The organism is Streptococcus infantarius subsp. infantarius ATCC BAA-102 (genome assembly GCF_000154985.1).
Taxonomy (GTDB): Bacteria; Bacillota; Bacilli; order Lactobacillales; family Streptococcaceae; genus Streptococcus; species Streptococcus infantarius.
This window is the reverse complement of sequence record NZ_DS572692.1, coordinates 203,286-229,370: the sequence shown is the minus strand read 5'-3', so window position 1 is coordinate 229,370 and position 26,085 is coordinate 203,286. Positions and strand designations below refer to the sequence as shown.

The window sequence follows — 26,085 nt, the reverse complement described above, 5'->3', positions numbered from 1 at the left end:
GCACTCCTGAAATCATTCAGGAGTGTTTGCTTTATTTCATGCGAGCAAAATAGTTTTTTGTTTCACGGATAATAACTGGTGATAGAGCAAGCAGAGCAATAAGATTTGGTAGAGCCATGAGGCCATTAACGATATCAGCAATAATCCAGATAAGCTCAAGTTTTAAGAATCCACCAAGAGCAACCATGATGACAAAAATAACGCGGTAAAGTTTGATATGTTTTGTTCCGAAAAGGAATTCGAAACATCTTTCACCGTAGTATGACCAACCAAGAATTGTCGTAAAGGCAAAGAGAACAAGACAGAAAGTTAAAGCAAGAGCACCAGGAGTTCCAAAGATAGATGAGAATGCTGCTTGAGTCAGAGGGGCACCTTCTAGACCAGCTACAGTCCATTTTTCAGTAACGATGATTGAAAGACCAGTCAAAGTACAAATGATAATTGTATCAATAAAAGTACCAGTCATTGAGATAAGCCCTTGTTCAACAGGTTCTTCTGTTTTTGCAGCGGCAGCAGCTATTGGAGCTGAACCTAGACCAGATTCATTTGAGAAGACCCCACGCGCGATACCTTTTTGGATGGCTTCTTTAACAACGGCACCAGCAAAACCACCGACAGCAGCTGTACCAGTAAAAGCACCAGTGAAGATTTGACCAAATGTTGGAAGAATTTGATCGAAGTTTGTAAAGATTACGGCTAAAGTTGCGAGAATGTAGATAATCGCCATGAAAGGAACAACTTTCTCAGCAACTTTTGAAATTGATTTGATTCCACCGAAGATAATGATGGCAACAATTACAGCAACAATAATACTTACAATCTGTGGCGCTAAGCCAAATGAATTTTCAAGTGATGAAGTAATTGAGTTAACTTGTGAGAAAGTACCAATACCAAAGTAAGCAACAAGGATACCAGCGACAGCAAAGAAGATTGCAAGTGGTTTCCAGCGTTTGCCCATACCATTTAGGATATAGTACATTGGTCCACCAGAAACTTCGCCGTTATCATCGCGTGTGCGGTATTTGATAGCAAGAAGTCCTTCAGAGTATTTTGTTGCCATTCCAAAGAAAGCAGCAATCCACATCCAAAAGAGGGCTCCAGGACCACCAGCTTTGATAGCTGTTGCCACACCAACGATGTTACCAGTACCTATTGTTGCTGCAAGAGCAGTAGCAAGAGCGGCAAAACTAGAAATATCCCCTTGACCTTTATCGTCTGCGAAAATTAATTTAAAGGCTTTAGGTAATTTTAAAACCTGGAGTAAGCCAAGACGAATAGTTAAATAAATCCCTGTTCCCACCAAGAGAATAAGCAGTGGGGCACCCCAGACAATATCATCTAGCATTGTAAAAAAGTTTAGCATATACGAATAAGTCTCCTATAAAACATAGCGTCCTATGATGCCAGTTAGAATAGAAAAAAGGAGTTATCGTAGTGATAACTCCTGAAAAGTGATAAGAAGACTGACAAAGATAATACACCTTACCTGTTAATCGATTCTTATCTTCTGTCCTTTTGCCTGAGAGTTTGAGCTAGATGTGTATATCTAGCCTTGCCCCTTCGGCGCCTATCTAGTTCTTTCATGTTAGTATTACAATACTCAGTCCTTAAAAACATACTAACGAAAGATCACTAGTGTCATTTAAAAAATGACTAGGTCTCTCCAGAAGTCCGTCCATCACCCAGTCCTGTCTATGACACCTGAGAGCGTAACTCCTTCGGCGAAAGGCAAGCTTTCTTCTCCTGAATGACATCATTCGGTTTGCTATTTGATTTGAATACTATATTAAAGAAAAAACCGAACTTTGTCAATAGTATTTTTTGAATTGTTTGGAAAAAAATATAAATTACAAAAAATCAAAGAATGATTTGCGATAAAATATTAATGATCTTTTCGATATCTTGATTAGAAATATTAGCATAATTAACGATGAAAGACTTGTCAAAGTGCTTGTTTTCCCCTTGATAATAGTGAGAAATAGCTGTCATTTGCAATCCATTTGCTAGAGCTTGTTTGTAAATGTCATCTTCTGTTAGGTCACTTTTAATGGTCATAATAAAATGCAAACCAGACTCTTCTTCATGGATGCTGATGTAATTTTTCAAAGGACTTGCTAATAAATTTTGAATCAGATAATCACGTTTTTTCTGATAAAACAGGCGCATACGGTTTAAGTGTTTTTCAAAATACCCATCCTTTATAAAATAAGCCAGCGTATATTGCTGTAAATTAGAGACAGTATTGTTGTAAAAGCTGAGCTGTTTTTCAAAGCGTTCAAGTAATTGTGGTGGCAAAATCATGTAACTAATACGAAGTGTAGAAGCTAAGCTTTTGCTAAAAGTATTGATATAAATGACTTTTCCGAGGCTATCAATCTCTTGAAGGCTAGGAATCGGTAGCCCTTGAAAACGAAATTCACTATCGTAATCATCCTCAATGATATAACGATTGCCTTGATTTGCCCAACTTAAAAGTTCATAACGTTTGCTGATAGATAAAATAGCTCCTGTAGGAAATTGGTGCGAAGGAGAAAGGTGGACAATATCGGCATCTGTTTCTTTTAGTTGTGACATACTAAGTCCGTCATTTTCCATATCAATGAAGGTTTGTTTGACCTGAAATTGCTGATAAATTTTACGGATTTTTGAATAACTTGGCTCTTCTAAAGCAACTGTTTTATCAAGCCCAAGTAATTGAATGAGAATAGTATACAAATACTCGGTTCCTGCACCGATGATAATTTGGCGAGGGTCGACAGCCATTCCACGGTAATCGTTTAGGTGTTTAGCAATAGCTTGTCTTAGTAGTAGTACACCTTTACTTGGTGAGGGGTGAACAAGTTCATCTTGGCAGTTATTCAGAACTTGACGAACAATTTTTGACCACGTAGCAAATGGAAATGTTTCGGAATTGGTCTGGTTATTACTAAGTCGTAGATAAGTTTTGGCTTCATCTGGCCTGCTTTCTGGATTTGAAAGTAACCTTATGGTTTTTTCAACGGGCGGATGGTGTGGATTGATTTCTGAAACGAAGAATCCTTTTTTAGCTTGACTGTAAATGTAGCCTTCAGCTTTTAATTGTTCATAGCTGGTTTCAACTGTAACGATAGATATGCCAAGGTGTTTGGCAAGGTTACGTTTTGATGGTAATTTTTCTCCAGCTTTTAAAATCCCAATGGTAATATCTTTTTTGATTGCACGATAAAGTTGTTCGTAAAGGGGAATAGCACCCTTTTTATCCAATGAATATGTAAGCATAACATCTCCAATCTGACCCTATAAAAAAGTTTTTAAGTGACGCTTGATACCATATCAGTTTTTATTATAATGAAAAGCAATAAAAATGTAAATGAGGTGTTTTTATGGCAAACCAACGTTATCAACTTAACAAGCAACTAGCTCAAATGCTCAAAGGCGGAGTGATTATGGATGTGACCACTCCTAAACAAGCAAGAATCGCTGAAGCAGCGGGGGCTTGTGCCGTTATGGCACTAGAAAGAATTCCCGCTGACATCCGAGCTGCAGGTGGTGTCTCACGCATGAGTGACCCCAAAATGATTAAAGAAATTCAAGAGGCGGTTTCCATTCCTGTTATGGCAAAGGTTCGTATTGGGCATTTTGTTGAAGCTCAGATTCTTGAAGCTATTGAGATTGATTACATTGATGAAAGTGAGGTGCTATCACCTGCTGATGACCTTTATCATATTGACAAGACTCAATTTGACGTGCCTTTTGTGTGTGGGGCTAAAAATCTTGGCGAGGCTCTACGCCGTATTGCAGAAGGCGCTAGCATGATTCGTTCAAAAGGAGAACCAGGTACTGGTGATGTCATTCAAGCGGTTCGCCACTTACGTTCATTGAAAAAAGAAATTGCTCGTCTTAAGGCTCTTCGTTCGGATGAACTCTATCAAGCAGCAAAAGAATTGCAAGTTCCTTATGATTTAGTCAAAGAAGTTCATGAGACTGGAAAATTACCAGTTGTTTTGTTTGCGGCGGGTGGTGTGGCTACGCCAGCAGATGCTGCGTTGATGATGCAACTTGGTGCAGAAGGTGTTTTTGTTGGCTCTGGAATTTTCAAATCAGGTGACCCTGAAAAACGTGCGCGTGCTATCGTTCAAGCTGTGACAAATTATCAAGATAAGAAATTACTTGCCAAGTTATCAGAAAATCTAGGCGAAGCCATGGTCGGCATTAACGAAGAAGAAATTCAATTGCTTATGGCTGAACGTGGGATTTAGGAGGTTGATATGGTTTTAATTGGAGTGCTTGCCCTGCAAGGGGATTTTGCAGAGCATAAAGCAAAGTTAGCCTCATTAGGTGCACAGACAATTGAGATTCGTCAGCTAAAAGATTTGGAAAAGCCGCTAGACGGTTTGGTGCTTCCAGGTGGTGAATCAACGGTACAAGGAAAATTGTTAGCTGATTTAGGGCTTTTAGAACCTTTGCGAGAAAGGATTCAGCAGGGGTTGCCAGTTCTTGCGACCTGCGCTGGCTTGATATTACTAGCTGAAAATGTAGAAAATCAAGCAAAGCGTTATTTAGGAACTTTGCCAGTCACCGTTAAGCGCAATGCCTACGGTAGACAATTAGGAAGTTTTGCGACGGCGCTTGATTTTGCGGATTTAGGTCAAGTGCCAGCGACTTTTATCAGAGCACCATACATTAGTGAGGTAGAAGATGAAGTTGAGATTTTGTCAAAACATCAAGGGAAAATCGTCGCTGCTCGTTATCGCAATCAAATCGGACTTTCTTTTCATCCTGAAGTTGATGAGAATGACAGCATTCATTCTTATTTCTTGAAGATTTGTCAAACAAAGTGAAACCAGCCAACATTATTTCTTTAAAAAATGGTACAATAGAAAAGCATTGATTTTAATGAAATAATTAATATAGAGAGGAATAAATCTCGGATGGTTTTCTTGGCTAATGGGAGCTGATGGCAGAACCTCCGTGGTCTTTTATACGATGAATCCTTTATTAAATGGTATGAATGATAAGCAGGCTGAAGCTGTTAAAACGACAGAAGGTCCGCTTTTGATTATGGCAGGTGCGGGCTCTGGGAAGACTCGCGTGTTGACACACCGCATTGCCTATTTGATTGATGAAAAATTTGTAAATCCGTGGAATATCTTAGCGATTACCTTCACCAATAAAGCTGCGCGTGAAATGCGTGAACGTGCTATGGCCTTGAATCCAGCAACGGCTGATACGTTGATTGCTACCTTCCACAGCATGTGTGTGCGCATTTTGCGTCGTGATGCTGACCATATTGGTTACAATCGCAATTTCACTATCGTGGATCCAGGTGAGCAACGTACGCTCATGAAACGTATTTTAAAGAACCTCAACCTTGATCCTAAAAAATGGAATGAACGTGCCATCCTTGGAACCATTTCAAATGCCAAGAATGATTTGCTTGATGAGATTGCATATGAGAATCAAGCTGGTGATATGTACACGCAAATTGTTGCTAAATGTTATAAGGCTTATCAAGCGGAACTTCGTCAAAGCGAAGCTATGGACTTTGATGACCTTATCATGTTGACGCTTCGTTTGTTTGACCAAAATCCAGATGTTTTGGCTTATTACCAACAACGCTACCAATATATTCACGTAGATGAGTATCAAGATACTAACCATGCTCAGTATCAGTTGGTTAAACTCTTGGCATCTCGTTTTAAAAATATCTGTGTCGTCGGTGATGCTGATCAATCTATCTATGGTTGGCGTGGTGCTGATATGCAAAATATCCTTGATTTTGAGAAAGATTATCCTGAAGCCAAGGTTGTTATGTTGGAAGAAAACTATCGTTCCACTAAGAAAATATTGCAAGCAGCTAATGCCGTTATCAATAATAACCGCAATCGTCGTCCGAAAAAACTTTGGACACAAAATACTGACGGGGAACAAATTGTTTACTACCGTGCGCGTGATGAACGTGAAGAAGCAGTCTTCGTTGCTTCAACGATTGACAATATTGTCCGTGAACAAGGGAAAAACTTTAAAGATTTTGCGGTTCTTTACCGTACCAATGCGCAATCACGTACTATTGAAGAAGCGCTGCTCAAATCAAATATTCCTTATACTATGGTTGGTGGAACGAAATTCTACAGCCGTAAGGAAATTCGAGACGTAATTTCATACTTGAATGTTATTGCCAATACTGCCGATAACATTAGTTATGAACGTATCGTCAACGAACCAAAACGCGGTGTCGGTCCTGGTACGCTTGAGAAAATCCGTGACTTTGCTAATCTTCAAAATATGAGTTTGCTTGATGCATCAGCTAACATCATGCTTTCAGGTGTCAAAGGAAAAGCGGCACAAGCCGTTTGGGATTTGGCTAATCTTCTTATGAATCTTCGTACTGACTTGGACAAATACAGTGTTACTGAACTGGTAGAAACTGTTCTTGATAAGACAGGTTATCTTGATGCCCTTCGTGTGCAAAATACACTTGAAAGCCAAGCACGTATCGAAAATATCAAAGAATTCTTGACTGTTACGAAAAATTTTGATGAAAATCAAGACGATGCCCCAGAAGATGAATCTGGTATTGACAAACTAAGTCGTTTCTTGAATGATTTGGCTTTGATTGCAGATACAGATGATGGTAATGCTGAAACAGCAGAAGTGACTTTGATGACCTTGCACGCTGCCAAAGGTTTGGAATTTCCAATTGTCTTCTTGATTGGTATGGAAGAAGGGGTCTTCCCACTTTCACGTGCTGCTGAAGATCAAGATGAATTAGAAGAAGAACGCCGTTTGGCATATGTTGGTATTACGCGTGCTGAGCAATTGCTCTTTGTGACAAATGCCAATACACGTACCTTGTTTGGTAAGACAAGTTATAATCGTCCATCTCGCTTCATCCGTGAAATTGATGATGAGTTATTGCAATACCAAGGTTTGGCTCGACCTGCTAATTCTTCATTTGGTGTTCGTTATAGCAATAGCAGCGATCAATCAATGAGCTTTGGTAAAGGCATGAGCCTCCAACAAGCTCTTCAAGCTCGCAAAGCGAAAGTTCAACCGACATCACATGGAGCGCAGCCATATTCAAAAGCCGTCAAAGGAGTACCTTTTGGCCAATCAGCTAGTACTTCAAAAGAAGCAGTCGACTGGCAAATCGGAGATATCGCTCACCACAGAAAATGGGGTGACGGAACTGTCCTTGCAGTTACAGGCTCAGGCAAAACTCAAGAACTAAAAATCAATTTCCCAGAAGTTGGACTTAAAAAACTACTAGCCAGCGTTGCACCAATTGAGAAGAAATAATAGGAGAAGTAATACCAAAAGAAATCCAAGGAAAACTTGGATTTCTTTTTTTAAAATTCTCAATCAGCAACAGTTTTAGTAGAAGCTGACAATTTAAAGACAGCAACAGCTAAAGCTAGAAATGTAATCCAAGTAGATGTGATATTCCACGAAGATAAACTACTAAATAATACTGTTCCGACAGGAAGGAACAAGGTGAACAAAAAAGTTAGAAAACTATTTGTTTGTGCTAAGGTATTGGCTAGAAGATTGCTCAATAATTGAGAATTAATTTTAGGATTAACTTTTCCGACTAAATAACTGGCAAATGCTAGTAGTAAAATACCGATACTTAAGGGGAAGTGGATAAGATTTGAAAGACCGACAATTGATTTTTGAGAAAAATAATCGTGTGGTGTCAAGCTTCCAATCAAAATACCGCCGACTAAGATAAACTCAATAAGAAGCAGTGATTGGCTGTAGGATAGGTGACCAATTTTTGCAAGCAGTAGCCAAATATTATAAATAGCATTAAGTGAGCCACTGAGCATATTTAAGCAGAGAATTGCTAGGAGTAAGTGAATAAAATCAGCGCTATTAGTTTCGTTAAAAATCAACATAACATTATGGTATAAGTTAGAAAATTGTTCTTTGAATGATAGTTCATTATCGCTTGATAAAACATCGTAATCAGCGTCGTCTTTAATGATTAATATAACCAGAGCTGACAGCATAAAAGAGAGTGCTGGTATAACCATTGTTACATTAGCTACTCCTACCATAATTTTTGAATGAAAAACAGTTGCAGCATAGATGACGAAAACAATATTATATAGTGATGAACCAATAGTGTTTAAAAATCGAGAAACTGTTAGGAAGTGATATACCTTATTTGTAAAAAAACAATTTCATATTTTTGACTCCTTAACTGATTTTGTATCATTATAGTATTTTTTAATCAAGGAGTAAAAACGTTGAATATATTCAAAAGGAGTCCAGAGGACTGTTTTTAAACGAGCTACAAATAAGAAAATCAGTCATGTTCTTTAAAGAGTTTTTTGTAGATAAAAATAATAAAGAAAATATAAAAAAATAAGCTCTTGAATATATTCAATATTATAATCAATTTAAGTTTTCGCTGATTACTTTTTGCATTCCAGAAGAGTAATAATCGGCAGCTAATTGGCAATCTAAAATCTTTAAAATTTGGATTGCATCATTCATTTGTTTCAATCCATCTTGTTTATGCCCTTGCTTGTAATCAAACAAGCCCTTTGCCCATAAATAAATCGTACGGTAATATGCTTCGCTTTCTTTGTAAAAATGATTTTGGATTTGTTTGTTAAAATAATTAGCATTAATAAAATCATTTTCATCAATGCAAAGCATAAAACCATTTAGCAACATTGTATGAATAATTTTTCGGTTTTCGTCTAGTTCTCCTAAAAAATCAGTTTTTCGGAGACACTCTCTAGCATACATTGTAAATAGTTCAGGAGATAACAGAGTAGAACAAATCGAAAAGAGAGATAGTTCATGCTTTCCCCTGATTTCAGTATTAAAAAGATAATTATAAAGGAACGTTTCTTCTTCAGATGTTAGTTCTGTTGTTTCATCAAAGGCTTTCATGTGTGCTTTGATGATTATGGTGTAAAGCATCTTTGTATTTCTATTATTCTGCTTATTTTGCTCACTTTCATATAATTTCTGTAAACCACCTTGATCAAGCTTTTCTTCTAAAGAATAGATTTTTTCTTGTAATTCTACTAAATCACTTTTCAAAAATCCTCTTGTTAGATATAGAAATTCATTAATTTCAATATGTGCGTTTTCAAGAGCTATCAATAATTTTTGAGCAGAAAGGTCATGTTTCCCACTTTCAAATTTTGAAAGCATCGAAGGTGAGAAGTATCCACCAGTAGCATTTGCTAGCGAAATATGTCTTGCTTCTCTTAATTCTTTGAAGGCCTGTCCTAAATATTTCATGTATTACTCCAGTTTATTAAGAATTCTTTTGTAAAAATTATACCTCTTTTTATCAATTCACTGCAAAAATTGTGTCATTTTTCTGAAAATTATTGCGCTTTCAAGTTGAATGTGTTATAGTTATTCTGTAAATTTAATAAGACATTTGGGGTGCGTAAAAGCTGAGATTATACCCATTGAACCTGATGCAGTTAGAACTGACGAAGGGAAATGTGTAAGCAACAAAAAGCTGTTTTTTTGTTGTGCAAAAATCGATATAAGATAGTTCTTTTGTAAAGTCAAAAGAGCTGTTTCGCAGTTTTTAAATAGATAAACTCCATTTGAGATTTTTCAAATGGAGTCTTTTTATTTCTGTGAGCTTTTGGTGCATGTTAGTGTCAGGAAAGGAATTATTATGGCGAATAATCGTGTACACCGTTTAACTGTTCTGGCTATCATGATTGCTTTGGATTTTTTGCTAACACCGCTGTTTCGGATTGAAGGCATGGCATTTATGTCCAGTGTGATGAATATTATTGCGGCAACTTTCATGACGCCTATTTATGCTGTAGCTATGGCATTAATTGTTGCTATTATGCGGATTTTAACTCAAGCTGGTGTGGCTAGTGTAGCTCCATTAGCTATTATTGGATCTGTCCCAGGAGCTTTTTTAGCCACTTATTTTTACCGTTTAACGAAAAAGCCTGTCATGGCATGGTTCGGAGAGTTTCTTGGAACAGGGATTATTGGTTCGCTACTTTCTGCACCAGTTATGGTTTGGTTTTGGACCATGTCAGCTCATGGGGATGACGAGTTACTTGCAAAAGCAAGTCAGGCACAATCTTTGGTCTTTTTTACCCCACGATTTGTTTTGGCGACTTTGATTGGGGGCTTTTTGGCAATGGCTGTGCTTCGTGGCTTGAAGTATTCAACACATTTCATGAATTTGAAAAAATTATATGCCTTAGAAAGTCTCAAGGAGGATGGATTACAATGACAGATGCAAAAATGTTTGACGGTTACGCAGACGCGTATGACCAATGGTTTATGACAAATAGTAATGTCTTTGCCAGTGAATTAAAACTGTTGCACCGAGCTTTACATGATATTGAAAAAGAAACCATTCTATCAATTGGATGCGGTAGTGGTCTTTTTGAATCAGCTTTGCATAGACAATTCGGCATTCAGGTTAAATACGGTGTTGAGCCGTCAAATGATATGGCGACAATTGCTAGAAAACGTGGCATGACAGTCAAGATTGGGGATGCAGAGACAACGTCATTGTCAAAAGAAGCCTATGATGTGATTTATTTAAACGGTTGTTCGAGTTATATCAAAGATTTATCGTCAGCTTACCAGAATTGCCATCATGCTTTGAAAAAGGGAGGTCATTTGATTTTGTTGGATGTTCCAGTGGAGAGTGCTTATGGTATTTTGTATAAATTTGCTGCTCATGTTGGTGGTTATAATAAAGAAATTTTTCATAAAATTGCCCCAACTTTTCCTTATCCAATCGAGTTAGTCCGCTCTGCTGTTTTCCATTCTCCTCTTGAAAAAGAAGCGATTTTAAGAGATGAACTTGGCATGACAAATATTCGATATTTCCAAACCCTTGCAGTTCAGCCTATCTATACTAATGATTTTGTGGAGGAACCGATTGAGGGATATGACAAAGGAGGCTATGTTGCCCTTGTTGCCCAAAAGTAAAAGTGTTATTTTTCTTGATTTAGACGGTGTTATTTTTGATTCTTATGGTTTGTGGGATAAGGTGATTGAGAAGGTCTTGGCTTTAGCCAATATTTCCTATACTCAAACGATAAAAAAACACCTCTGGCGTTTAAATATGATTGAGTCGCAAGCTTATTTATCAGCTTTATTTGCCAAAGAAAACTTGACTTATCCAGAAAAGAAAACTCAGCAGTTACTTGAAGAGGCTTATCAAAAGGTTTCACTCATGCCGCAAGCTGTAGAGACCTTAGCCGATTTAGCTGAAGAAGATTTTTTGATTTATGCAGTCACATCAAATTATGATGATTTAGCCAAAATCGGTTTAGAATCGGCAGGGGTATTACAATACTTTTCTGGTAGTTATTCTTGTATTGCGCTAGGATTTCCTGATAAAACAGAAGATTTTTATCAAGCGGTACTTGAAACTGAAGCCTTATTTGACAAGACGATTTTTTATCTGGAAGATAGCACGCGCCACTTAAAAACAGCTCAAAAGTTTGGTATTCAAAGTGTCTATCTGTCAAATACTGATAACCCACAAGACAATCAAGAGCAGGCATTTCGCACCATTCGTCACTTAAAGGAATTCACAACAATAGTAAAGGAAGAAATGAATGATTAATGAAATGAAAGAACGTAGTCAAATCTTTATCGATAAGATTTTAGCAGATGATTTTATCAAGCAAATGATGGCGGGCAATTTGTCTGATGAGGCAATTTGCCATTACTTAAAAGCGGATGCTATTTATTTGGAAAAATTTGCTGATATTTATGCTCAGCTATTTGCCAAAATTTCCGATAAAGCAAGCAAAGACTTCTTTTTAGGACAGATTGACTTTATTTTTAATCATGAGGTTGGAGCTCACCATATTTTAGCTAAAGCAGTTGGAAGAGATTATCATGATTTTATTGCTGATAAAGCTTGGTATCCAAGTTCTGACCATTACATTAAGCACATGTACTATCAGCTAAGTCAAGATAATCCAGCTTACATCTTGTCAGCCATGCTTCCATGTCTATGGATTTATCAGCAGGTTGCTAAAAAAGCACTTGAGACTGGTAAGGTTGCAAGTGATAATTCATTTAAAGCATGGTTTGAGTTTTACGCAGCTGACGAAGTAACAGCTTGTTTACCGACGTATTTTGACCTACTAAAGCGATTTAGTAGTCAACTACCAGAAGAAAAAAGAAAAGAAATGATTCGTGTCTTTTTGGAAAGTTGTCAGCATGAACGCAATTTTTTCCAAATGGCAACTGATCAGGAAGAGTGCCCAGAGGAGGTAAGAAATGTCTAAATTACAAGTAGCTTTAACAATTGCTGGAACTGATCCAAGTGGTGGGGCGGGTATCATGGCTGATTTAAAGAGCTTTCAAGCGCGTGGGGTTTATGGAATGGCGGTTGCTACCAGTGTAGTTGCACAAAATACCCAAGGTGTTCAAGCTATTTGTAATCTTGATCAAATGATTCTTGATGAGCAGCTAAAAAGTGTCTTTTCTGATATTAATCCAGATGCTATTAAGACAGGGATGCTGGCGGAAGTTGAAACCATTGAATGCGTGAGTCAGTATTTAAATACTATGTCATGTCCTTACGTCCTCGATCCTGTCATGGTAGCAACAAGTGGCGATCGTTTGATTAGCCAAGAAGCAGTAGAGGCTCTTAAAGAAAAATTGCTTCCTTTGGCAACCATTATTACACCAAACTTACCAGAAGCTGAAGTACTTTTTGGACAAAAATTAAAAGATGAAGATGCCATTTTCAAAGCTGGAAAGTCTATTCAAGCTAAATACGGCGTTAAAAACGTTGTCATCAAGGGTGGCCATTTACAAAATGAAGCTAAAGATTTTCTCTTTTTAGAAAATGGTCAAGTGCAGACATTTACCTCTGAATGCATTGCGACCAAACATACACACGGAACAGGTTGTACCTATGCAGCAGTCATCACGGCAGAATTAGCCAAAGGTCGTTCTGTTCAAGAAGCAGTTGGAACAGCTAAGCGTTTTATCACCGAAGCTATCAGAACTGCTCCAGAACTTGGTCATGGAAATGGTCCAGTTAATCACGTCACATACAAAGGAGATTAAATGACTTATTTAGATGACTTACGAGAAAATAATCCTTTGACCATTTGTTTAACAAATCATGTGGTTAAAAATTTCTCAGCAAACGGACTTTTAGCTCTAGGAGCTTCCCCTGCTATGAGTGAGTATCAACCAGATTTGGAAGATTTTTTACCAAACGCTAGTGGTCTTTTGGTTAATATTGGTACTTTGCAAGAAGGAAGTTGGCAACTTTACAAGGACGCTCTAGATATTGCTGAGAAGTATTCGGTGCCAACTGTTTTGGATCCAGTTGCTGCTGGTGCTGGCCCTTATCGTAAGAAAGTTGCGTCTGATTTACTAAACCATCACAAGGTTTCACTTTTACGGGGAAATGCTGGTGAAATTGCTGCGCTAGTTGGACAAGATGTTAAAAGTAAAGGTGTTGATTCTACAGACGTTGATGACATTGGACATCTTGCTTGGTTAGCTAATCAAAAACTTGAAATTCCAGTTGTCATCACAGGAAAAACAGATGCCATTGCGGTCAATGGTCATGTTAAACTTCTTAAAAATGGTAGTCCCTTAATGCCACTTGTTACAGGAACAGGCTGCTTACTCGGAGCAGTGCTAGCTGCATTTATCGGCCTTGCTAAAGATGGCGACTTAATTGCTTGCTTAGAAGAGGCAATCTCGGTTTATAATATCGCAGGTGAGTTGGCAGAAGTTGCGGCAGGCAACGCCCTACCTGGAAGTTTTCAGATAGCATTTCTAGATGCTCTTTGCAAAATCACAAATCAAGATGTTGAACGCTTGAAGAGAGTTGAGGTGTATTGTGAATAAAGAACAATTACAGGTTTATTTTATTTGTGGCACGCCAAATTGTCCTAAAGGGAAATTTTTGGATATCTTAGAAGCAGCTTTTAAGTCAGGGGTGACCTGTTTTCAATTTCGTGAAAAAGGTCAAGGTGCACTTTCTGGGCAAGAAAAAAAAGAACTTGCTTTAAATGTTAAAAGCCTTTGTCGTAAGTATCACGTTTTATTTTTCATCAATGATGATATTGATTTGGCTTTAGAAATTGGTGTTGATGGTGTTCATCTAGGTCAAGATGATATGCCAGTTCGTGAGGCTAGAAAGTTGTTTCCAGATAAGTTGATTGGTCTATCGGTTGGAAATGCTAAAGAATATCATTTATCAGCTATTGATGTTGTTGATTACATTGGTGTAGGGCCTATTTTTCCAACTTCTTCAAAATCTGATGCTGGGCAAGTAATCGGATTAAATGGTCTGAGAGAAATGCGTGAATTGGATAAAGACATTCCAATTGTGGCAATTGGTGGCATTACATTTGGTGATGTAGCTGCTATTCGGCAATCTGGAGCAGATGGTGTTGCTATAATTTCAGCTATTGCTCAGTCCAAAGAAGTTGAACTTGATACGCAACGATTTGCCAGAGCATTTGACTAGGATATAGTTTGAAACTATACCTAGTCTTTTTTAATAAGTATTAGTCAATATTTTTAAAAGAGTGTAAAATTGTATGTACATTCAGAAAATTCAATGATTGGAGTACATGCCATGACACGAAAATATAACTTTGAAACTTTACAATTGCATGCTGGTCAAGAAGTTGACCCAACAACAAAATCTCGTGCTGTTCCAATTTACCAAACAACATCATATGTTTTTGATAATGCTCAAGAAGGTGAAGATTTATTTGGTTTGAAAAAACCAGGAAATATCTATTCACGTATCGGGAATCCAACGGTAGAAGTTTTTGAAAATCGTATTGCTGCCCTTGAAAATGGGGTTGGAGCAGTTGCAACATCATCTGGTATGGCAGCTATTACTTATGCTGTTCTTGGGCTTGCTCACGCTGGCGACCATGTGGTGGCAGCGACAACTCTTTATGGTGGAACATTTAACTTACTCAAAGAAACTCTTCCGCGTTATGGCGTGACAACAACATTTGTTGATGTGGCAAATCTTGAAGAAGTTGAAGCAGCTATCAAGGATAATACAAAACTTGTTTTGATTGAAACGCTTGGAAATCCTGTTATCAATATTCCTGATATCGAAAAAATTGCTGATATTGCGCATGCTCACAAGATTCCATTGGTAACTGATAATACCTTTGGTACACCATATCTAATCAATGTTTTCTCACACGGTGTTGATATTGCCGTTCATTCAGCAACAAAATTTATCGGTGGACATGGAACAACTATTGCAGGTGTAGTTGTGGATTCAGGAAACTTCGATTGGGAAACATCTGGTAAATTCCCACAATTTGTAGATGAAGACCCATCATATCACAATATCAGCTACACTCGTGATATCGGAGCTGCAGCTTTTATTACAGCCCTTCGTGTGCAATTATTGCGTGACACTGGTGCAGCTTTGTCACCATTTAGTGCTTTCTTACTTTTGCAAGGTCTTGAAACATTGTCACTTCGTATTGACCGCCATATTGAAAACACTAAGAAAATCGTTGACTTTTTGTCCAATCATCCAAAAGTTGAAAAAGTCAACTATCCAAGCTTGCCATCGAGTCCATATTATGACTTGGCTCAAAAATATTTCCCTAAAGGTGCTGGTTCGATCTTTACTTTCCACATCAAAGGTGGGCAAGAAGAAGCGCATAAATTTATCGATAACCTTGAAATCTTCTCTGATTTAGCAAACGTTGCAGATGCCAAATCTCTTGTTGTTCATCCAGCGACAACAACTCACCAACAACTTTCTGAAGAAGATTTGAAAGCTTGTGGAGTCACTCGAAATCAAATTCGTGTATCTGTTGGTCTTGAAAATGCTGAAGACCTGATTGAAGATTTGCGTCTAGCATTTGAAAAAATCTGATTGTTGATTCTTATTAAGTTCATAGGGTAAAAGCAAGCAGCCTGTATGCCAAACAGGCTGCTTTTTGGTAGGTAGAATGAAAGTGAAAAATAGCTTAGTTATTCTAAGGAGGAAGAAAGTTGTTAAAGCTTGAAGAAATGACTCGATTATTTGAAGAAAACGCTGATTCGGCAAAAGCGCAAGTTATGTCTGCCTACATGAAAAATCGATTTTCTTTTTATGGTATTCAAACACCAAAACGCCGAGCGCTTTACAAATCATTTTTAGCCAATGAGAAAAAATCAGAAAAGCTTGATTGGTTTTTTTTAAAGCAGGTCTGGCAAGATGATCACCGTGAGTGTCAGTATTTGGTTCTTGATTACTTGCGTACGATGCAAAGATTTCTGACTTATGATGATATTGAAAAGCTTGAATATTTTGCAAGAAGCAAACAGTGGTGGGCTAGTATTGACATACTAACCGTTGTTATTGGTCGCATTGGATTAACGGATGAGAGAGTTGATAAGGTGATGAAAGCGTGGGCACATGATGATAATATCTGGCTATGTAGACTAGCCATTCTTCACCAGCTTGGTAGAAAAGATCAGACTAAGATTGATTTACTCCAAGAGATTCTTCTGAGAAATCTAGGTTCAAAGGAATTTTTTATCAATAAAGCCATAGGTTGGGCTTTACGTGATTTGTCAAAAACTAACGCTGCTTGGGTTAGACAGTTTATCATGACAAACAAAGAACACTTATCACCACTTTCAGTTAGAGAGGCAAGCAAGTATCTTTAACTTTCAAGCATATTCTTCGTTTAAAAAGAGATTTTTTGGTAAAATGAAAGGAAAGTAAAAGGCTTTCTTTTCTTGCAAATAACAAAAAAACTCTCATAAATGGAAGGAATAAACGATGACAACTTTTCTTGGAAATCCCGTAACTTTAATTGGTAAACAACTAAAAATTGGTGAAACAGCACCAGATTTTTCATTGCGAGCATCTGATTTAAGTATTAAAAGCTTGTCTGATTTTGCTGGAAAGAAAAAAGTAATTAGCGTTGTGCCATCAATTGATACAGGTATTTGTTCAACACAGACACGTACGTTTAATAAAGAACTTTCAGCTATGTCTGATACCGTGGTAATTACGATTTCAGCAGACTTGCCATTTGCTCAAGCACGCTGGTGTGGTGTTGAAGGTCTTGATCAAGCGGTTATGTTGTCTGATTACTATGACAATGAATTTGGGAAGACTTATGGTCTTTTAATGGCAGAATGGCATCTTCTAGCGCGTGCTGTGCTTGTTTTAAATACGGATAATCAATTGGTTTATGCTGAATACTTGGAAAATGTTAACTCAAATCCAGATTATCAAGCGGCTCTTGCTGCCGTAAACTCACTATAGTTAAAAAATCTCACTTAAGCTAAAGTGAGATTTTCTTAGTATTATCATACCATTTTATTAAGCGAAGCAACTTTAAGGATTATATCAGTGACTTCTTCAGAACTTTCAAATCCACCATTACTTACCCAAAGAGAGATAATACTCTCAATGGAAGATAAATAAACTTCAAGCGCATATTGATAAGGAATTTCATAATAGCTCACGAGAATATCTTTGAAATCAGGGATAGTGAAAAGAAAGCTGTAAATAAAATCTTTGATAGTTTTAGAAAAATCGGAAGAAGATGATTTTGAAATGGCATAAACAAACTCAAAATTCCTGCGGATGTAGTCCAGACACTGGATGATAACAGTCCGACTATCAGAAAAAAGAGTGTCGTCATTTAGAATAGCTAATAACTCATCAAGTGTTTCATTTTTTAGTTGGTCCATCATGTCACATTTATCAACATAATGAAGGTAGAATGTTCCGCGATTAATGCCAGCAGTTTTGGTTAAATCTGAGACACTAATCTCCTCAAATCGTTTTTCCAACAAGAGTTTAGCTAAAGCTTGTTTAAGATAGTTCTTGGTTTCTGTTTGTCTCTTTGCCATAAAAATCAGCTCCTTTCTTAGTCCTGGTCTAAAATGAACAGTTTGTCTATTTTTGTCCTTGTTTAATAATTTATCAAATTATATAATATAGTCCAAATTAAATCAACAAGATGTCTAATTAAGAAAAAATAAAAAGGTGAATTTCATGGCTTATATTGAAATGAAACATTCTTATAAACGTTATCAAGCAGGTGAAGCTGAAATTGTGGCTAATAATGATATTAATTTTGCCATTGAAAAAGGGGAATTGGTCATTATTTTAGGGGCATCGGGAGCTGGAAAATCAACTGTCTTAAATATTCTTGGTGGTATGGACACGAACGATGAAGGGCAAGTTTTGATTGACGGTGTTGATATTGCTAAATATAATGCAAAAGAATTAACAACTTATCGTCGTAACGACGTTGGTTTTGTCTTTCAATTTTACAATTTGGTACCTAATTTGACCGCCAAAGAAAATGTGGAGCTAGCATCAGAAATTGTCAGCGATGCAAGAGATGCTGAGCAGACTTTGATTGATGTGGGACTTGGAAAACGTCTTAATAACTTCCCAGCACAGCTATCTGGTGGTGAACAGCAGCGTGTTTCAATTGCGCGTGCGGTAGCCAAAAATCCCAAACTATTGCTTTGCGATGAGCCGACTGGTGCCCTTGATTATCAAACCGGAAAACAAGTTCTAAAAATTTTGCAAGATATGTCACGCCATAAAGGTTCAACCGTGATTATTGTTACACACAACTCAGCTCTTGCTCCAATTGCTGACAGAGTGATTCATATGCATGATGCCACGGTAAGTAGTATCGAAGTGAACGAGCATCCTCAAGATATCGAAACACTAGAATATTGAGGTGGTGGCTATGTCAAAAAAGACTTATTGGAAAGATATCAGAAAATCAATCGGAAGTTCAAAAGGTCGTTTTTTATCTATCATGCTTTTGATGATGCTTGGAGCTTTTGCCTTTGTTGCTTTGAAAGTAACAGGACCTGACATGCAAAGGACAGCAAGTGCTTATCTTAAAAAGCAAAATACCATGGACTTGTCAGTCATTGCAAGCTACGGTTTTAGTGATAATGACCAAAAAGAGCTGGCAACGATCAAAGACAGCAAAGTTGACTATGGCTATCTGACGGATGTGACAATTAAAAATACCGATGATGCTATTCGTGTGTTTTCAAATAGCAAGCACATTTCAAAATATGAGTTAGTTTCAGGTGTTTATCCCAAAGCTACTGATGAAATTGCTTTAGCTTCAACCATGCAAGAGAAATACCACCTTGGTGATAATATCACCTTTACGCAGTCTGACGAACAAGGTATTTTGAAAAAAACGACATTCAAAGTTGTTGGCTTTGTCAATTCATCAGAGATTCTTTCAAAATCTAGCCTTGGAACATCAAGTGCTGGAAACGGAGTATTGAAATACTATGCCGTCGTTCCAGAATCAGCCTTTGACAGTGATTTTTACACGATTGCTAGAATTCGTTATGATGATTTAAAAAAACTAAATCCATTTTCTAAAACTTATAAGGAAAAATTAGCTAAAAAAGAAAAAGCTCTAGAGGATTTGCTTTCTGATAATCCTAGTCAACGTCTAGCACAATTAAAATCAGAAGCGCAAACCTCACTTGATTCTAATCAAGCAAAGGTCGATGCAGCTAAATCTCAACTGGAAGCCCAAAAAGCTATGCTCACTCAATTACCAAATGAGCAGCAATTAGCAGCACAAGAATCAATCAATCAAGCCCAAGCTCAAATTACTGAGAGTGAAAAGCAAGTCAACGAGGCTAAAGTTAATCTTGATGCTATGAAAGAGCCAACATATACATCGTATACTCGCTCAAGTTTGCCTGGTGGAGGAGGTTTTCAGACTTATGCTTCTAGTACCTCAAGTATTGGCAGCATCGGCAATGTCTTTCCTGTTGTATTATATGTTGTTGCTGCTTTAGTGACTTTCACAACAATGACGCGATTTGTAGATGAAGAGCGTACTAATTCAGGAGTGTTAAAAGCTCTTGGTTACAGTAACAGTGATGTTATTATGAAATTTGTTATCTATGGTTTTGTTGCTAGCATGACAGGAACAATCTTGGGAATTTTCTCTGGTCACTATGTTTTGTCACGAGTCATTGCTGAGATTGTTACAGGAGACACGACTTTAGGAAGTACGACTTATTATTTTTATTGGTCGTATACTTTGATTGCAATTGTATTTGCTCTTGTTAGTGCGGTTTTACCAGCCTTTATTATTGCTAGAAAAGAGCTTAGTGAGAAACCTTCTCAGCTTTTGTTGTCAAAACCACCAGTCAGAGGGTCAAAAATTTTCTTAGAACGTATCGGCTTTATCTGGCGCCCTTTGTCATTTACGCATAAAGTTACTGCCCGAAATATTTTCCGATACAAGCAGCGCATGCTGATGACCATATTTGGTGTTGCCGGTTCGGTTGCCCTTTTATTTGCTGGACTAGGCATTCAATCGTCATTAGGAAAAATCACTGATAATCAATTTTCACGTTTGATGCCTTATGACATGATTGTGGTCAATAGTGATGATAGCAGTAGCCAAAAAGAGTTGACGTCTGTTCTAGATTCTAAAAAAGTATCCAAATACCAAAGCGTATATTTATCACATGTCACAGAAAGTATTTCTGGATTGACAGATAAGCAAGACATTTCAATTTTGGTTAGTCAAGGTAAAAGTTTTGGTGACTTTATTCACTTGAAAGATGCTAAAACAGCACAAGACTTGACCTTAACAGATGATGGTGTTGTCCTATCAGAAAAATTAGCTGACTTATATCACATAAAAGCTGGTGATTCATTTGATTTTAAAGATCAAAATGGGAATAAGCATTCTCTTAAAGTCTCTGCAATTGCTGAAATGAATGTTGGTCATTATCTTTTTATGTCACAAAAAGCTTATGAAAAACTCTTCGATGAAGAGGTTAAAGATAATGCTTACCTTGTCACACTTAAAAATCATTCTAGTAAGAATATCGAAGATATATCTACAAGATTATTAGCCATGGATAGTGTATCAGCTGTTAGCCAAAATGCTTCACTGATTAAGAATGTTAACTCAGTCGTTGTCTCTCTTAATGGCGTAATGACGATTCTAATCATCATATCCATTTTACTTGCTGTAGTTATTCTTTATAATTTGACTAATATTAATGTGGCTGAACGTATTCGAGAATTATCAACGATTAAGGTTCTTGGATTTTATGATAATGAAGTGACCATGTACATTTATCGTGAAACCATTAGCTTATCACTAATTGGTATTGTAGTAGGATTGATTGGCGGAAAATACTTACATCAACTGATTATGAATATGATTGGTTCAGATTCAATTAAGTTTGGGACTGAAGTTGGCTTATCAATCTACATCATTCCAATTATCGTTGTTATTGGAATACTATTCTTGTTAGGTTGGCTTGTTAACCATATCCTAAAAACAGTCGATATGCTAGAAGCATTGAAATCAGTGGATTGAGTTATTGGAAAAAAACGAACAAATAGTAAAGGAGCAGCGAGTCTACTGCTCTTTTAACTTGTTTAATGTTCGGATTAGTATTATAATACTAACATGTAAGGAGAGATAGCTATGAGTGAATTGATTGAGAAATATGAAGCAAATCCGATTGCCAAAGTTTCTTTAAGTGACGTGACAGAGCATTTTAAAGGAAAGGCTGTTTCAAAATTAGGAGATACAGGAAATGTATCGGTTGTTAACTTAAGTGATATGACTGAGACTGATATTGATTATGACCATTTGAAAAAGATTGATGCTGAACAAGACAGTGTCTCACGTTACCTTTTAGAAGATGGAGATGTTTTAATTGCCTCAAAAGGAACAGTAAAAAAAGTTGCTGTTTTTCATGACCAAGATAGGGCAATCATTGCATCAGCTAACATCACTGTGTTAAGACCGACTGCTGACATTTCAGGGACATATATCAAATTATTCTTAGAATCTGAATTAGGTCAAGAACTTCTTGAGACAACTAATACCGGAAAAAATGTGATGAATTTGAATACGAAAAAGATTGTTAGTATTAAAATACCAAAACTTCAGCCACTCAAACAGGCTTTTCTCATTCAACGATATGAACAAGGTCTGAAAGATTACAAGCGAAAAATTACTAGAGCAAACCAAGAATGGCAACATATTCGTGATGATGTTGAAAAGAACCTATTCTAGATATATAGAAGAAGTCCTCGAGACTTCTTTTTGTTATAATAGGAGTAATTATAAAATCAAGCGAGGAAATTATGAATAACATTAAGTGTCCCCATTGTGGAACAGTCTTTACCATCAATGAAACAGAATACAGTCAATTGCTAGCTCAAGTCAGAAGTAGCGAATTCGACAAAGAAATTCATGAGCGTTTAGAAAAAGAAAAGGCACTTTTAGAAGAAAAATCAAAAAATGATTTGCAAGTTCAAGCTAGTGCTAAAGATAGAGAAATTGCAGATTTGACTACGCAATTAGAGCAAGTAAAACAAAGTCTAGAACTCGAAAATCAACGCCAACTAGCTAAGAAAGACCAAGAAATTCTCGAGTTAAAATCTAGCTTGGAAAATTTCCAATCAAATAAAGATTTGGAACTAACAAAAGCTTTAACGGAAAAAGATAAAGAGGTAGCTGAGCTTAAAAATCAACTCGAACGTTTATCACTTGAAAATAAAACAAGTCTGGTAGAAGCAGTTGCTAGCGTTGAAAAAGAACGTGATGATGTTAAGTCGAAATTAGCTCTCCAAGAAAAAGAAGCTGAATTATCTCTTGCATCTGTTAAAAGAGATTACGAAGCTCAATTGAAAGCTGCCAATGAACAAGTTGAATTCTACAAAAACTTCAAAGCTCAGCAATCAACTAAGGCAATCGGCGAAAGCTTAGAAGTTTATGCTGAAACAGAATTTAATAAAGTGCGTGCCTATGCTTTCCCAAATGCAACCTTCGATAAAGATAATGAAGTATCAAGCCGTGGCTCAAAAGGGGACTTCATTTATCGTGAAACTGATGAAAATGGTATTGAAATACTATCTATCATGTTTGAGATGAAAAACGAAGCCGATAAGACAAAAACTAAACACAAAAACAAAGATTTTTACAAAGAATTAGATAAAGATCGACGTGAAAAAAAATGTGAGTATGCGGTTTTAGTTACCATGTTAGAAGCTGACAATGATTACTTCAACACAGGAATTGTCGATGTTAGCCATGAATATGAAAAGATGTATGTGGTTCGTCCGCAATTATTCATCCAATTGATTGGTATTTTGCGAAATGCTGCGCTTAATTCTCTTAAGTACAAACAAGAATTAGCCTTGGTTCGTGAACAGAATATCGATATTACACATTTTGAAGATGACCTTGAAACCTTTAAAAATGCTTTTGCGAAAAACTACAATTCAGCAAGTAATAACTTCAAAAAAGCCATTGATGAAATTGACAAATCAATCCGTCGTATGGAAGAAGTGAAACGATTTTTAACAACAAGTGAAAACCAACTCCGCCTTGCAAATAATAAACTTGACGACGTTTCAGTCAAGAAATTAACCCGAAAAAATCCAACAATGCGAGCAAAATTTGAAGCTCTGAAAGATTAAAAAGATGTCATCTTTTATGACAGATGAAGTCAGTTTTAAAATTCTTGTGCTATAATGAACCTATCCCTAATAAAAGAGGTTATTATAATGAACAATATTATAGATTTGACAAGACCATTAGCTGAGGTTGTAAAAGAACACCCTGAGATTAAAGCTATTTTGGTTGATTTAGGTTTTAAACCGTTAGCGCAAGCGACTATGCTAAATACCGTTGGCAAAGTGACTTCTCTGAAAGCAGGAGCAAAACTGGCTAATGTCTCACTTGATAAAATTCAAAAAGTACTTGAATTTAACGGTTATGAAGTGATTGGAGGCAACAATGACTGAAAATCGTATTGAAGTACTAAAAGATATTTTGTTGCGTTTACACCATGGTGCTGATGCTGATTCAGTTCAAGAAGATTTTAATCAAACCTTTAAAGGAGTTTCTGCTCTTGAGATTTCAATGATGGAACACGAATTAATGGGAGATGAGACTGGCATCACCTTTGAGGATGTTATGGGCTTGTGTAATGTCCACGCTAACCTTTTTAAAGGAGCTGTGTCAGATGTTGATGTCCCAGATGCGGAACAAGAAGGGCATCCTGTTTATGTATTTAAGCAAGAAAATCTCGCTTTACGCTCTGCTATGTTGCGCATTCGCCGTATTATTGAAAACTATGAGAAACCTGAAAATGCAGACTTTCGTGATGATTTGTTACGTGGTTTGAAATTTCAAATGAGACTGCTAGGACAATTTGATAATCATTACAAGCGTAAAGAAGAGCTCTTTTTCCCATTGATGGAACAGCATGGTCATGATGCTCCGCCACGCGTCATGTGGGGTGTGGATGATGATATTCGTGAGCTCTTTAAAAAAGCACAAGCAGCAGTGGGTAAATTACCAGAAATATCAATTGCTGAAGTGTCACAAGCTTTTGAAACTTTTGCTCATGAATTTGAAGAAATGATTTTCAAAGAAGAAGCCATTCTCTTGATGATTCTTCTTGAAGTTCTTACCCAAGATGATTGGTTAGCAATTGCTGATGAAAGTAACGCGTACGGTTATGCCATTATTAAACCAACAGCTAAATGGCAACCAAAACGTGAATCATTTGACAGCGAGAAACCAGAATCCACTTCTGTAATAGTTAATTCTGATGATTTTTGTCAGACTAATGCTGAATCAAATGATAGTCAATTGACGAAAGTTATCGATACGCCAGAGGGACAGTTCACCATTAGCTTTACACCTAAAAAAGAAAAGCCAGCTGTTGATCGCACAACTGCTCAGCCATTTGGCAACGGGTATTTGTCAGTAGAACAAGCCAACCTGATTTTAAATCATCTCCCTTTGGAAATAAGCTTTGTTAATAAAGAAGATATTTTCCAATACTTTAATGACAATACTGTTCCAGAAAAAATGGTGTTTAAACGTACACCGAGTCAGATTGGACGTAATGTTGAACTTTGCCATCCACCAAAAGTGTTAGATAAAGTCAAAAAAGTCTTTAAATTTCTTCGCTCTGGCGAACGCGATAAAGTTGTCATGTGGTTTAAATCTGAAAAAATGGGAAAATTCATCCATGTCACATATGCAGCCGTTCGTGATGAAAATGGTGAATTCCAAGGTGTCTTAGAATACGTACAAGACATTCAAGAATTTTTAGACATTGACAGTGATGTCAAACGTGACATTTAAAAAAAAGCACAAACAAGTTAAAACAATGCAAAGTTTTAGCTTGTCTTTTTTTACTGAAAACGGTTATAATAGAAATTATGATTAACGGAATTATTAATTTGAAAAAAGAAGCTGGAATGACTAGCCATGATGCAGTCTTTAAGCTTCGTAAAATTTTACATGAAAAGAAAATTGGTCATGGTGGAACGCTTGATCCTGACGTTGTTGGAGTCTTGCCAATTGCTGTCGGAAAAGCAACACGTGTGATTGAATATATGACAGAAGCTGGAAAAGTATACCGTGGGCAGATTTGCCTAGGTTTTTCAACCACAACTGAAGATGCCAGTGGTGAAGTTGTTGAGAAGACTCCAGTTTCAACAGAGCTGACAGAAGATACCGTTGACCAAGCTATGGAAAGTTTTATTGGTGATATTACTCAGATTCCACCAATGTATTCTGCTGTTAAGGTCGATGGGAAACGATTATACGAATATGCTCGCGCTGGACAAACAGTTGAGCGACCTGAACGTCATGTGACAATCTATGATTTCAAACGCACTAGTCCATTAGAATTTAAAGATGATTGTTGTTATTTTGACTTTGAAGTTGCTTGTAGTAAAGGAACTTACATTAGAACCTTGTCAGTCGATTTAGGAAAATCACTTGGTTTTGGCAGTCATATGTCTTATTTGGAGCGCCAAGCTTCAGCTGGTCTTCAATTGGAAGATGCATTGACTTTGTCTGAAATCACTGAAAAAGTTGCGCAAGATGATTTTTCATTTCTTTTGCCAATTGAGTATGGCGTTATGGATTTGCCACGTGTAGCTTTGACAGAAGATCAAGTTACAGAGATTTCATTTGGGCGTAAAATTGCTTTAGATAGAACTGAAGAACAATTAGCTGCTTTCTATCAAGATAAAGTTGTTGCTATTCTAATTCCACGTGATGACCTATACAAACCAAATAAAGTGTTTATATAATGGAA

At 37.0% G+C, this 26,085-nt stretch carries 25 protein-coding genes and 2 riboswitches; of the genes, 20 read left to right on the top strand and 5 right to left on the bottom strand.

The annotated features are described in order from the left end of the window. Positions 1-31: 31 nt before the first annotated feature. Complete coding sequence (locus STRINF_RS06390) at positions 32-1,363, bottom strand: alanine/glycine:cation symporter family protein (RefSeq protein ID WP_006532242.1); 1,332 nt, start codon at positions 1,361-1,363, stop codon at positions 32-34. 134 nt (positions 1,364-1,497) lie between these two features. Next, a riboswitch (glycine riboswitch) is annotated at positions 1,498-1,677 on the bottom strand. Positions 1,678-1,857: 180 nt separating this feature from the next. Further along, positions 1,858-3,258, bottom strand: a complete 1,401-nt coding sequence (gene pdxR / locus STRINF_RS06385; RefSeq protein ID WP_006532241.1) for a MocR-like pyridoxine biosynthesis transcription factor PdxR — start codon at positions 3,256-3,258, stop codon at positions 1,858-1,860. A 104-nt stretch (positions 3,259-3,362) separates the two neighbouring features. Between pdxR and pdxS the strand changes: the two genes are divergently transcribed. The 3 genes from pdxS (at position 3,363) to pcrA (ending at position 7,278) form a co-directional block, all read left to right on the top strand. Continuing rightward, positions 3,363-4,238, top strand: a complete 876-nt coding sequence (gene pdxS / locus STRINF_RS06380) for a pyridoxal 5'-phosphate synthase lyase subunit PdxS (RefSeq protein WP_006532240.1) — start codon at positions 3,363-3,365, stop codon at positions 4,236-4,238. 9 nt (positions 4,239-4,247) lie between these two features. After that, a complete protein-coding gene (pdxT, locus tag STRINF_RS06375; RefSeq protein ID WP_006532239.1) occupies positions 4,248-4,820 on the top strand; it encodes a pyridoxal 5'-phosphate synthase glutaminase subunit PdxT in 573 nt (190 codons plus the stop codon). A gap of 145 nt (positions 4,821-4,965) precedes the next feature. Beyond that, on the top strand, positions 4,966-7,278 hold the full coding sequence (pcrA, locus tag STRINF_RS06370) for a DNA helicase PcrA (RefSeq protein WP_043878388.1): 2,313 nt from the start codon (positions 4,966-4,968) through the stop codon (positions 7,276-7,278). 59 nt (positions 7,279-7,337) lie between these two features. On the opposite strand, the gene STRINF_RS06365 is transcribed toward pcrA, so the two are convergent. Further along, positions 7,338-8,015, bottom strand: coding sequence for a hypothetical protein (locus STRINF_RS06365; RefSeq protein ID WP_223903568.1), 678 nt, complete (start codon positions 8,013-8,015; stop codon positions 7,338-7,340). Between the two features lie 364 nt (positions 8,016-8,379). Continuing rightward, positions 8,380-9,243, bottom strand: coding sequence for a helix-turn-helix domain-containing protein (locus tag STRINF_RS06360; protein ID WP_006532236.1), 864 nt, complete (start codon positions 9,241-9,243; stop codon positions 8,380-8,382). A 136-nt stretch (positions 9,244-9,379) separates the two neighbouring features. Then, a riboswitch (TPP riboswitch) is annotated at positions 9,380-9,469 on the top strand. A gap of 168 nt (positions 9,470-9,637) precedes the next feature. Between STRINF_RS06360 and thiW the strand changes: the two genes are divergently transcribed. The 10 genes from thiW to tpx all read left to right on the top strand — a co-directional run bounded on the left by thiW (position 9,638) and on the right by tpx (position 17,236). Further along, entirely contained in the window at positions 9,638-10,219 is a 582-nt protein-coding gene (thiW, locus tag STRINF_RS06355) for an energy coupling factor transporter S component ThiW (RefSeq protein ID WP_014334806.1), read from the top strand. Beyond that, a complete protein-coding gene (locus tag STRINF_RS06350) occupies positions 10,216-10,929 on the top strand; it encodes a class I SAM-dependent DNA methyltransferase (protein ID WP_006532234.1) in 714 nt (237 codons plus the stop codon). The genes thiW and STRINF_RS06350 overlap by 4 nt, the downstream gene beginning before the upstream one ends. Next, entirely contained in the window at positions 10,916-11,572 is a 657-nt protein-coding gene (locus STRINF_RS06345; RefSeq protein WP_223903567.1) for an HAD family hydrolase, read from the top strand. The genes STRINF_RS06350 and STRINF_RS06345 overlap by 14 nt, the downstream gene beginning before the upstream one ends. Next, positions 11,565-12,245 (top strand): thiaminase II, encoded by a 681-nt coding sequence (tenA, locus tag STRINF_RS06340; protein WP_006532232.1) that lies wholly within the window; start codon positions 11,565-11,567, stop codon positions 12,243-12,245. Before STRINF_RS06345 ends, tenA begins: the two co-directional genes overlap by 8 nt. Then, positions 12,238-13,035: a bifunctional hydroxymethylpyrimidine kinase/phosphomethylpyrimidine kinase gene (thiD, locus tag STRINF_RS06335; RefSeq protein ID WP_006532231.1), complete on the top strand. Its 798-nt coding sequence runs from the start codon at positions 12,238-12,240 to the stop codon at positions 13,033-13,035. Before tenA ends, thiD begins: the two co-directional genes overlap by 8 nt. Then, positions 13,036-13,833 carry a hydroxyethylthiazole kinase gene (gene thiM / locus STRINF_RS06330; protein ID WP_006532230.1) on the top strand — a complete coding sequence of 266 codons (798 nt, stop codon included), beginning with the start codon at positions 13,036-13,038 and terminating at the stop codon, positions 13,831-13,833. Continuing rightward, the gene (gene thiE / locus STRINF_RS06325) at positions 13,826-14,458 is read left to right on the top strand and encodes a thiamine phosphate synthase (RefSeq protein WP_006532229.1); all 633 of its coding nucleotides are present in this window, start codon (positions 13,826-13,828) and stop codon (positions 14,456-14,458) included. The genes thiM and thiE overlap by 8 nt, the downstream gene beginning before the upstream one ends. Positions 14,459-14,569: 111 nt before the next feature. Beyond that, a complete protein-coding gene (locus tag STRINF_RS06320) occupies positions 14,570-15,850 on the top strand; it encodes an O-acetylhomoserine aminocarboxypropyltransferase/cysteine synthase family protein (RefSeq protein WP_014334800.1) in 1,281 nt (426 codons plus the stop codon). Positions 15,851-15,987: 137 nt separating this feature from the next. Beyond that, a complete protein-coding gene (locus tag STRINF_RS06315; RefSeq protein ID WP_006532227.1) occupies positions 15,988-16,629 on the top strand; it encodes a DNA alkylation repair protein in 642 nt (213 codons plus the stop codon). 115 nt (positions 16,630-16,744) lie between these two features. After that, positions 16,745-17,236, top strand: coding sequence for a thiol peroxidase (gene tpx / locus STRINF_RS06310; RefSeq protein WP_006532226.1), 492 nt, complete (start codon positions 16,745-16,747; stop codon positions 17,234-17,236). Positions 17,237-17,280: 44 nt separating this feature from the next. On the opposite strand, the gene STRINF_RS06305 is transcribed toward tpx, so the two are convergent. Beyond that, positions 17,281-17,829, bottom strand: coding sequence for a TetR/AcrR family transcriptional regulator (locus STRINF_RS06305; RefSeq protein ID WP_006532225.1), 549 nt, complete (start codon positions 17,827-17,829; stop codon positions 17,281-17,283). A 145-nt stretch (positions 17,830-17,974) separates the two neighbouring features. Here STRINF_RS06305 and STRINF_RS06300 point away from each other — a divergent pair, with 145 nt between their 5' ends. From STRINF_RS06300 to truB, 7 genes are all read left to right on the top strand, one after another. Next, positions 17,975-18,676, top strand: a complete 702-nt coding sequence (locus STRINF_RS06300; protein WP_006532224.1) for an ABC transporter ATP-binding protein — start codon at positions 17,975-17,977, stop codon at positions 18,674-18,676. Between the two features lie 10 nt (positions 18,677-18,686). Continuing rightward, positions 18,687-21,323 (top strand): ABC transporter permease, encoded by a 2,637-nt coding sequence (locus STRINF_RS06295; protein WP_006532223.1) that lies wholly within the window; start codon positions 18,687-18,689, stop codon positions 21,321-21,323. A 111-nt stretch (positions 21,324-21,434) separates the two neighbouring features. After that, on the top strand, positions 21,435-22,031 hold the full coding sequence (locus STRINF_RS06290) for a restriction endonuclease subunit S domain-containing protein (protein ID WP_006532222.1): 597 nt from the start codon (positions 21,435-21,437) through the stop codon (positions 22,029-22,031). A 71-nt stretch (positions 22,032-22,102) separates the two neighbouring features. Beyond that, complete coding sequence (locus tag STRINF_RS06285; RefSeq protein WP_006532221.1) at positions 22,103-23,440, top strand: DUF2130 domain-containing protein; 1,338 nt, start codon at positions 22,103-22,105, stop codon at positions 23,438-23,440. 87 nt (positions 23,441-23,527) lie between these two features. Further along, on the top strand, positions 23,528-23,767 hold the full coding sequence (locus STRINF_RS06280) for a DUF1858 domain-containing protein (protein ID WP_043878377.1): 240 nt from the start codon (positions 23,528-23,530) through the stop codon (positions 23,765-23,767). Then, on the top strand, positions 23,760-25,121 hold the full coding sequence (locus tag STRINF_RS06275; protein ID WP_006532219.1) for a DUF438 domain-containing protein: 1,362 nt from the start codon (positions 23,760-23,762) through the stop codon (positions 25,119-25,121). Before STRINF_RS06280 ends, STRINF_RS06275 begins: the two co-directional genes overlap by 8 nt. Before the next feature lie 77 nt (positions 25,122-25,198). Further along, a complete protein-coding gene (gene truB / locus STRINF_RS06270; RefSeq protein WP_006532218.1) occupies positions 25,199-26,080 on the top strand; it encodes a tRNA pseudouridine(55) synthase TruB in 882 nt (293 codons plus the stop codon). Positions 26,081-26,085 lie beyond the last annotated feature (5 nt).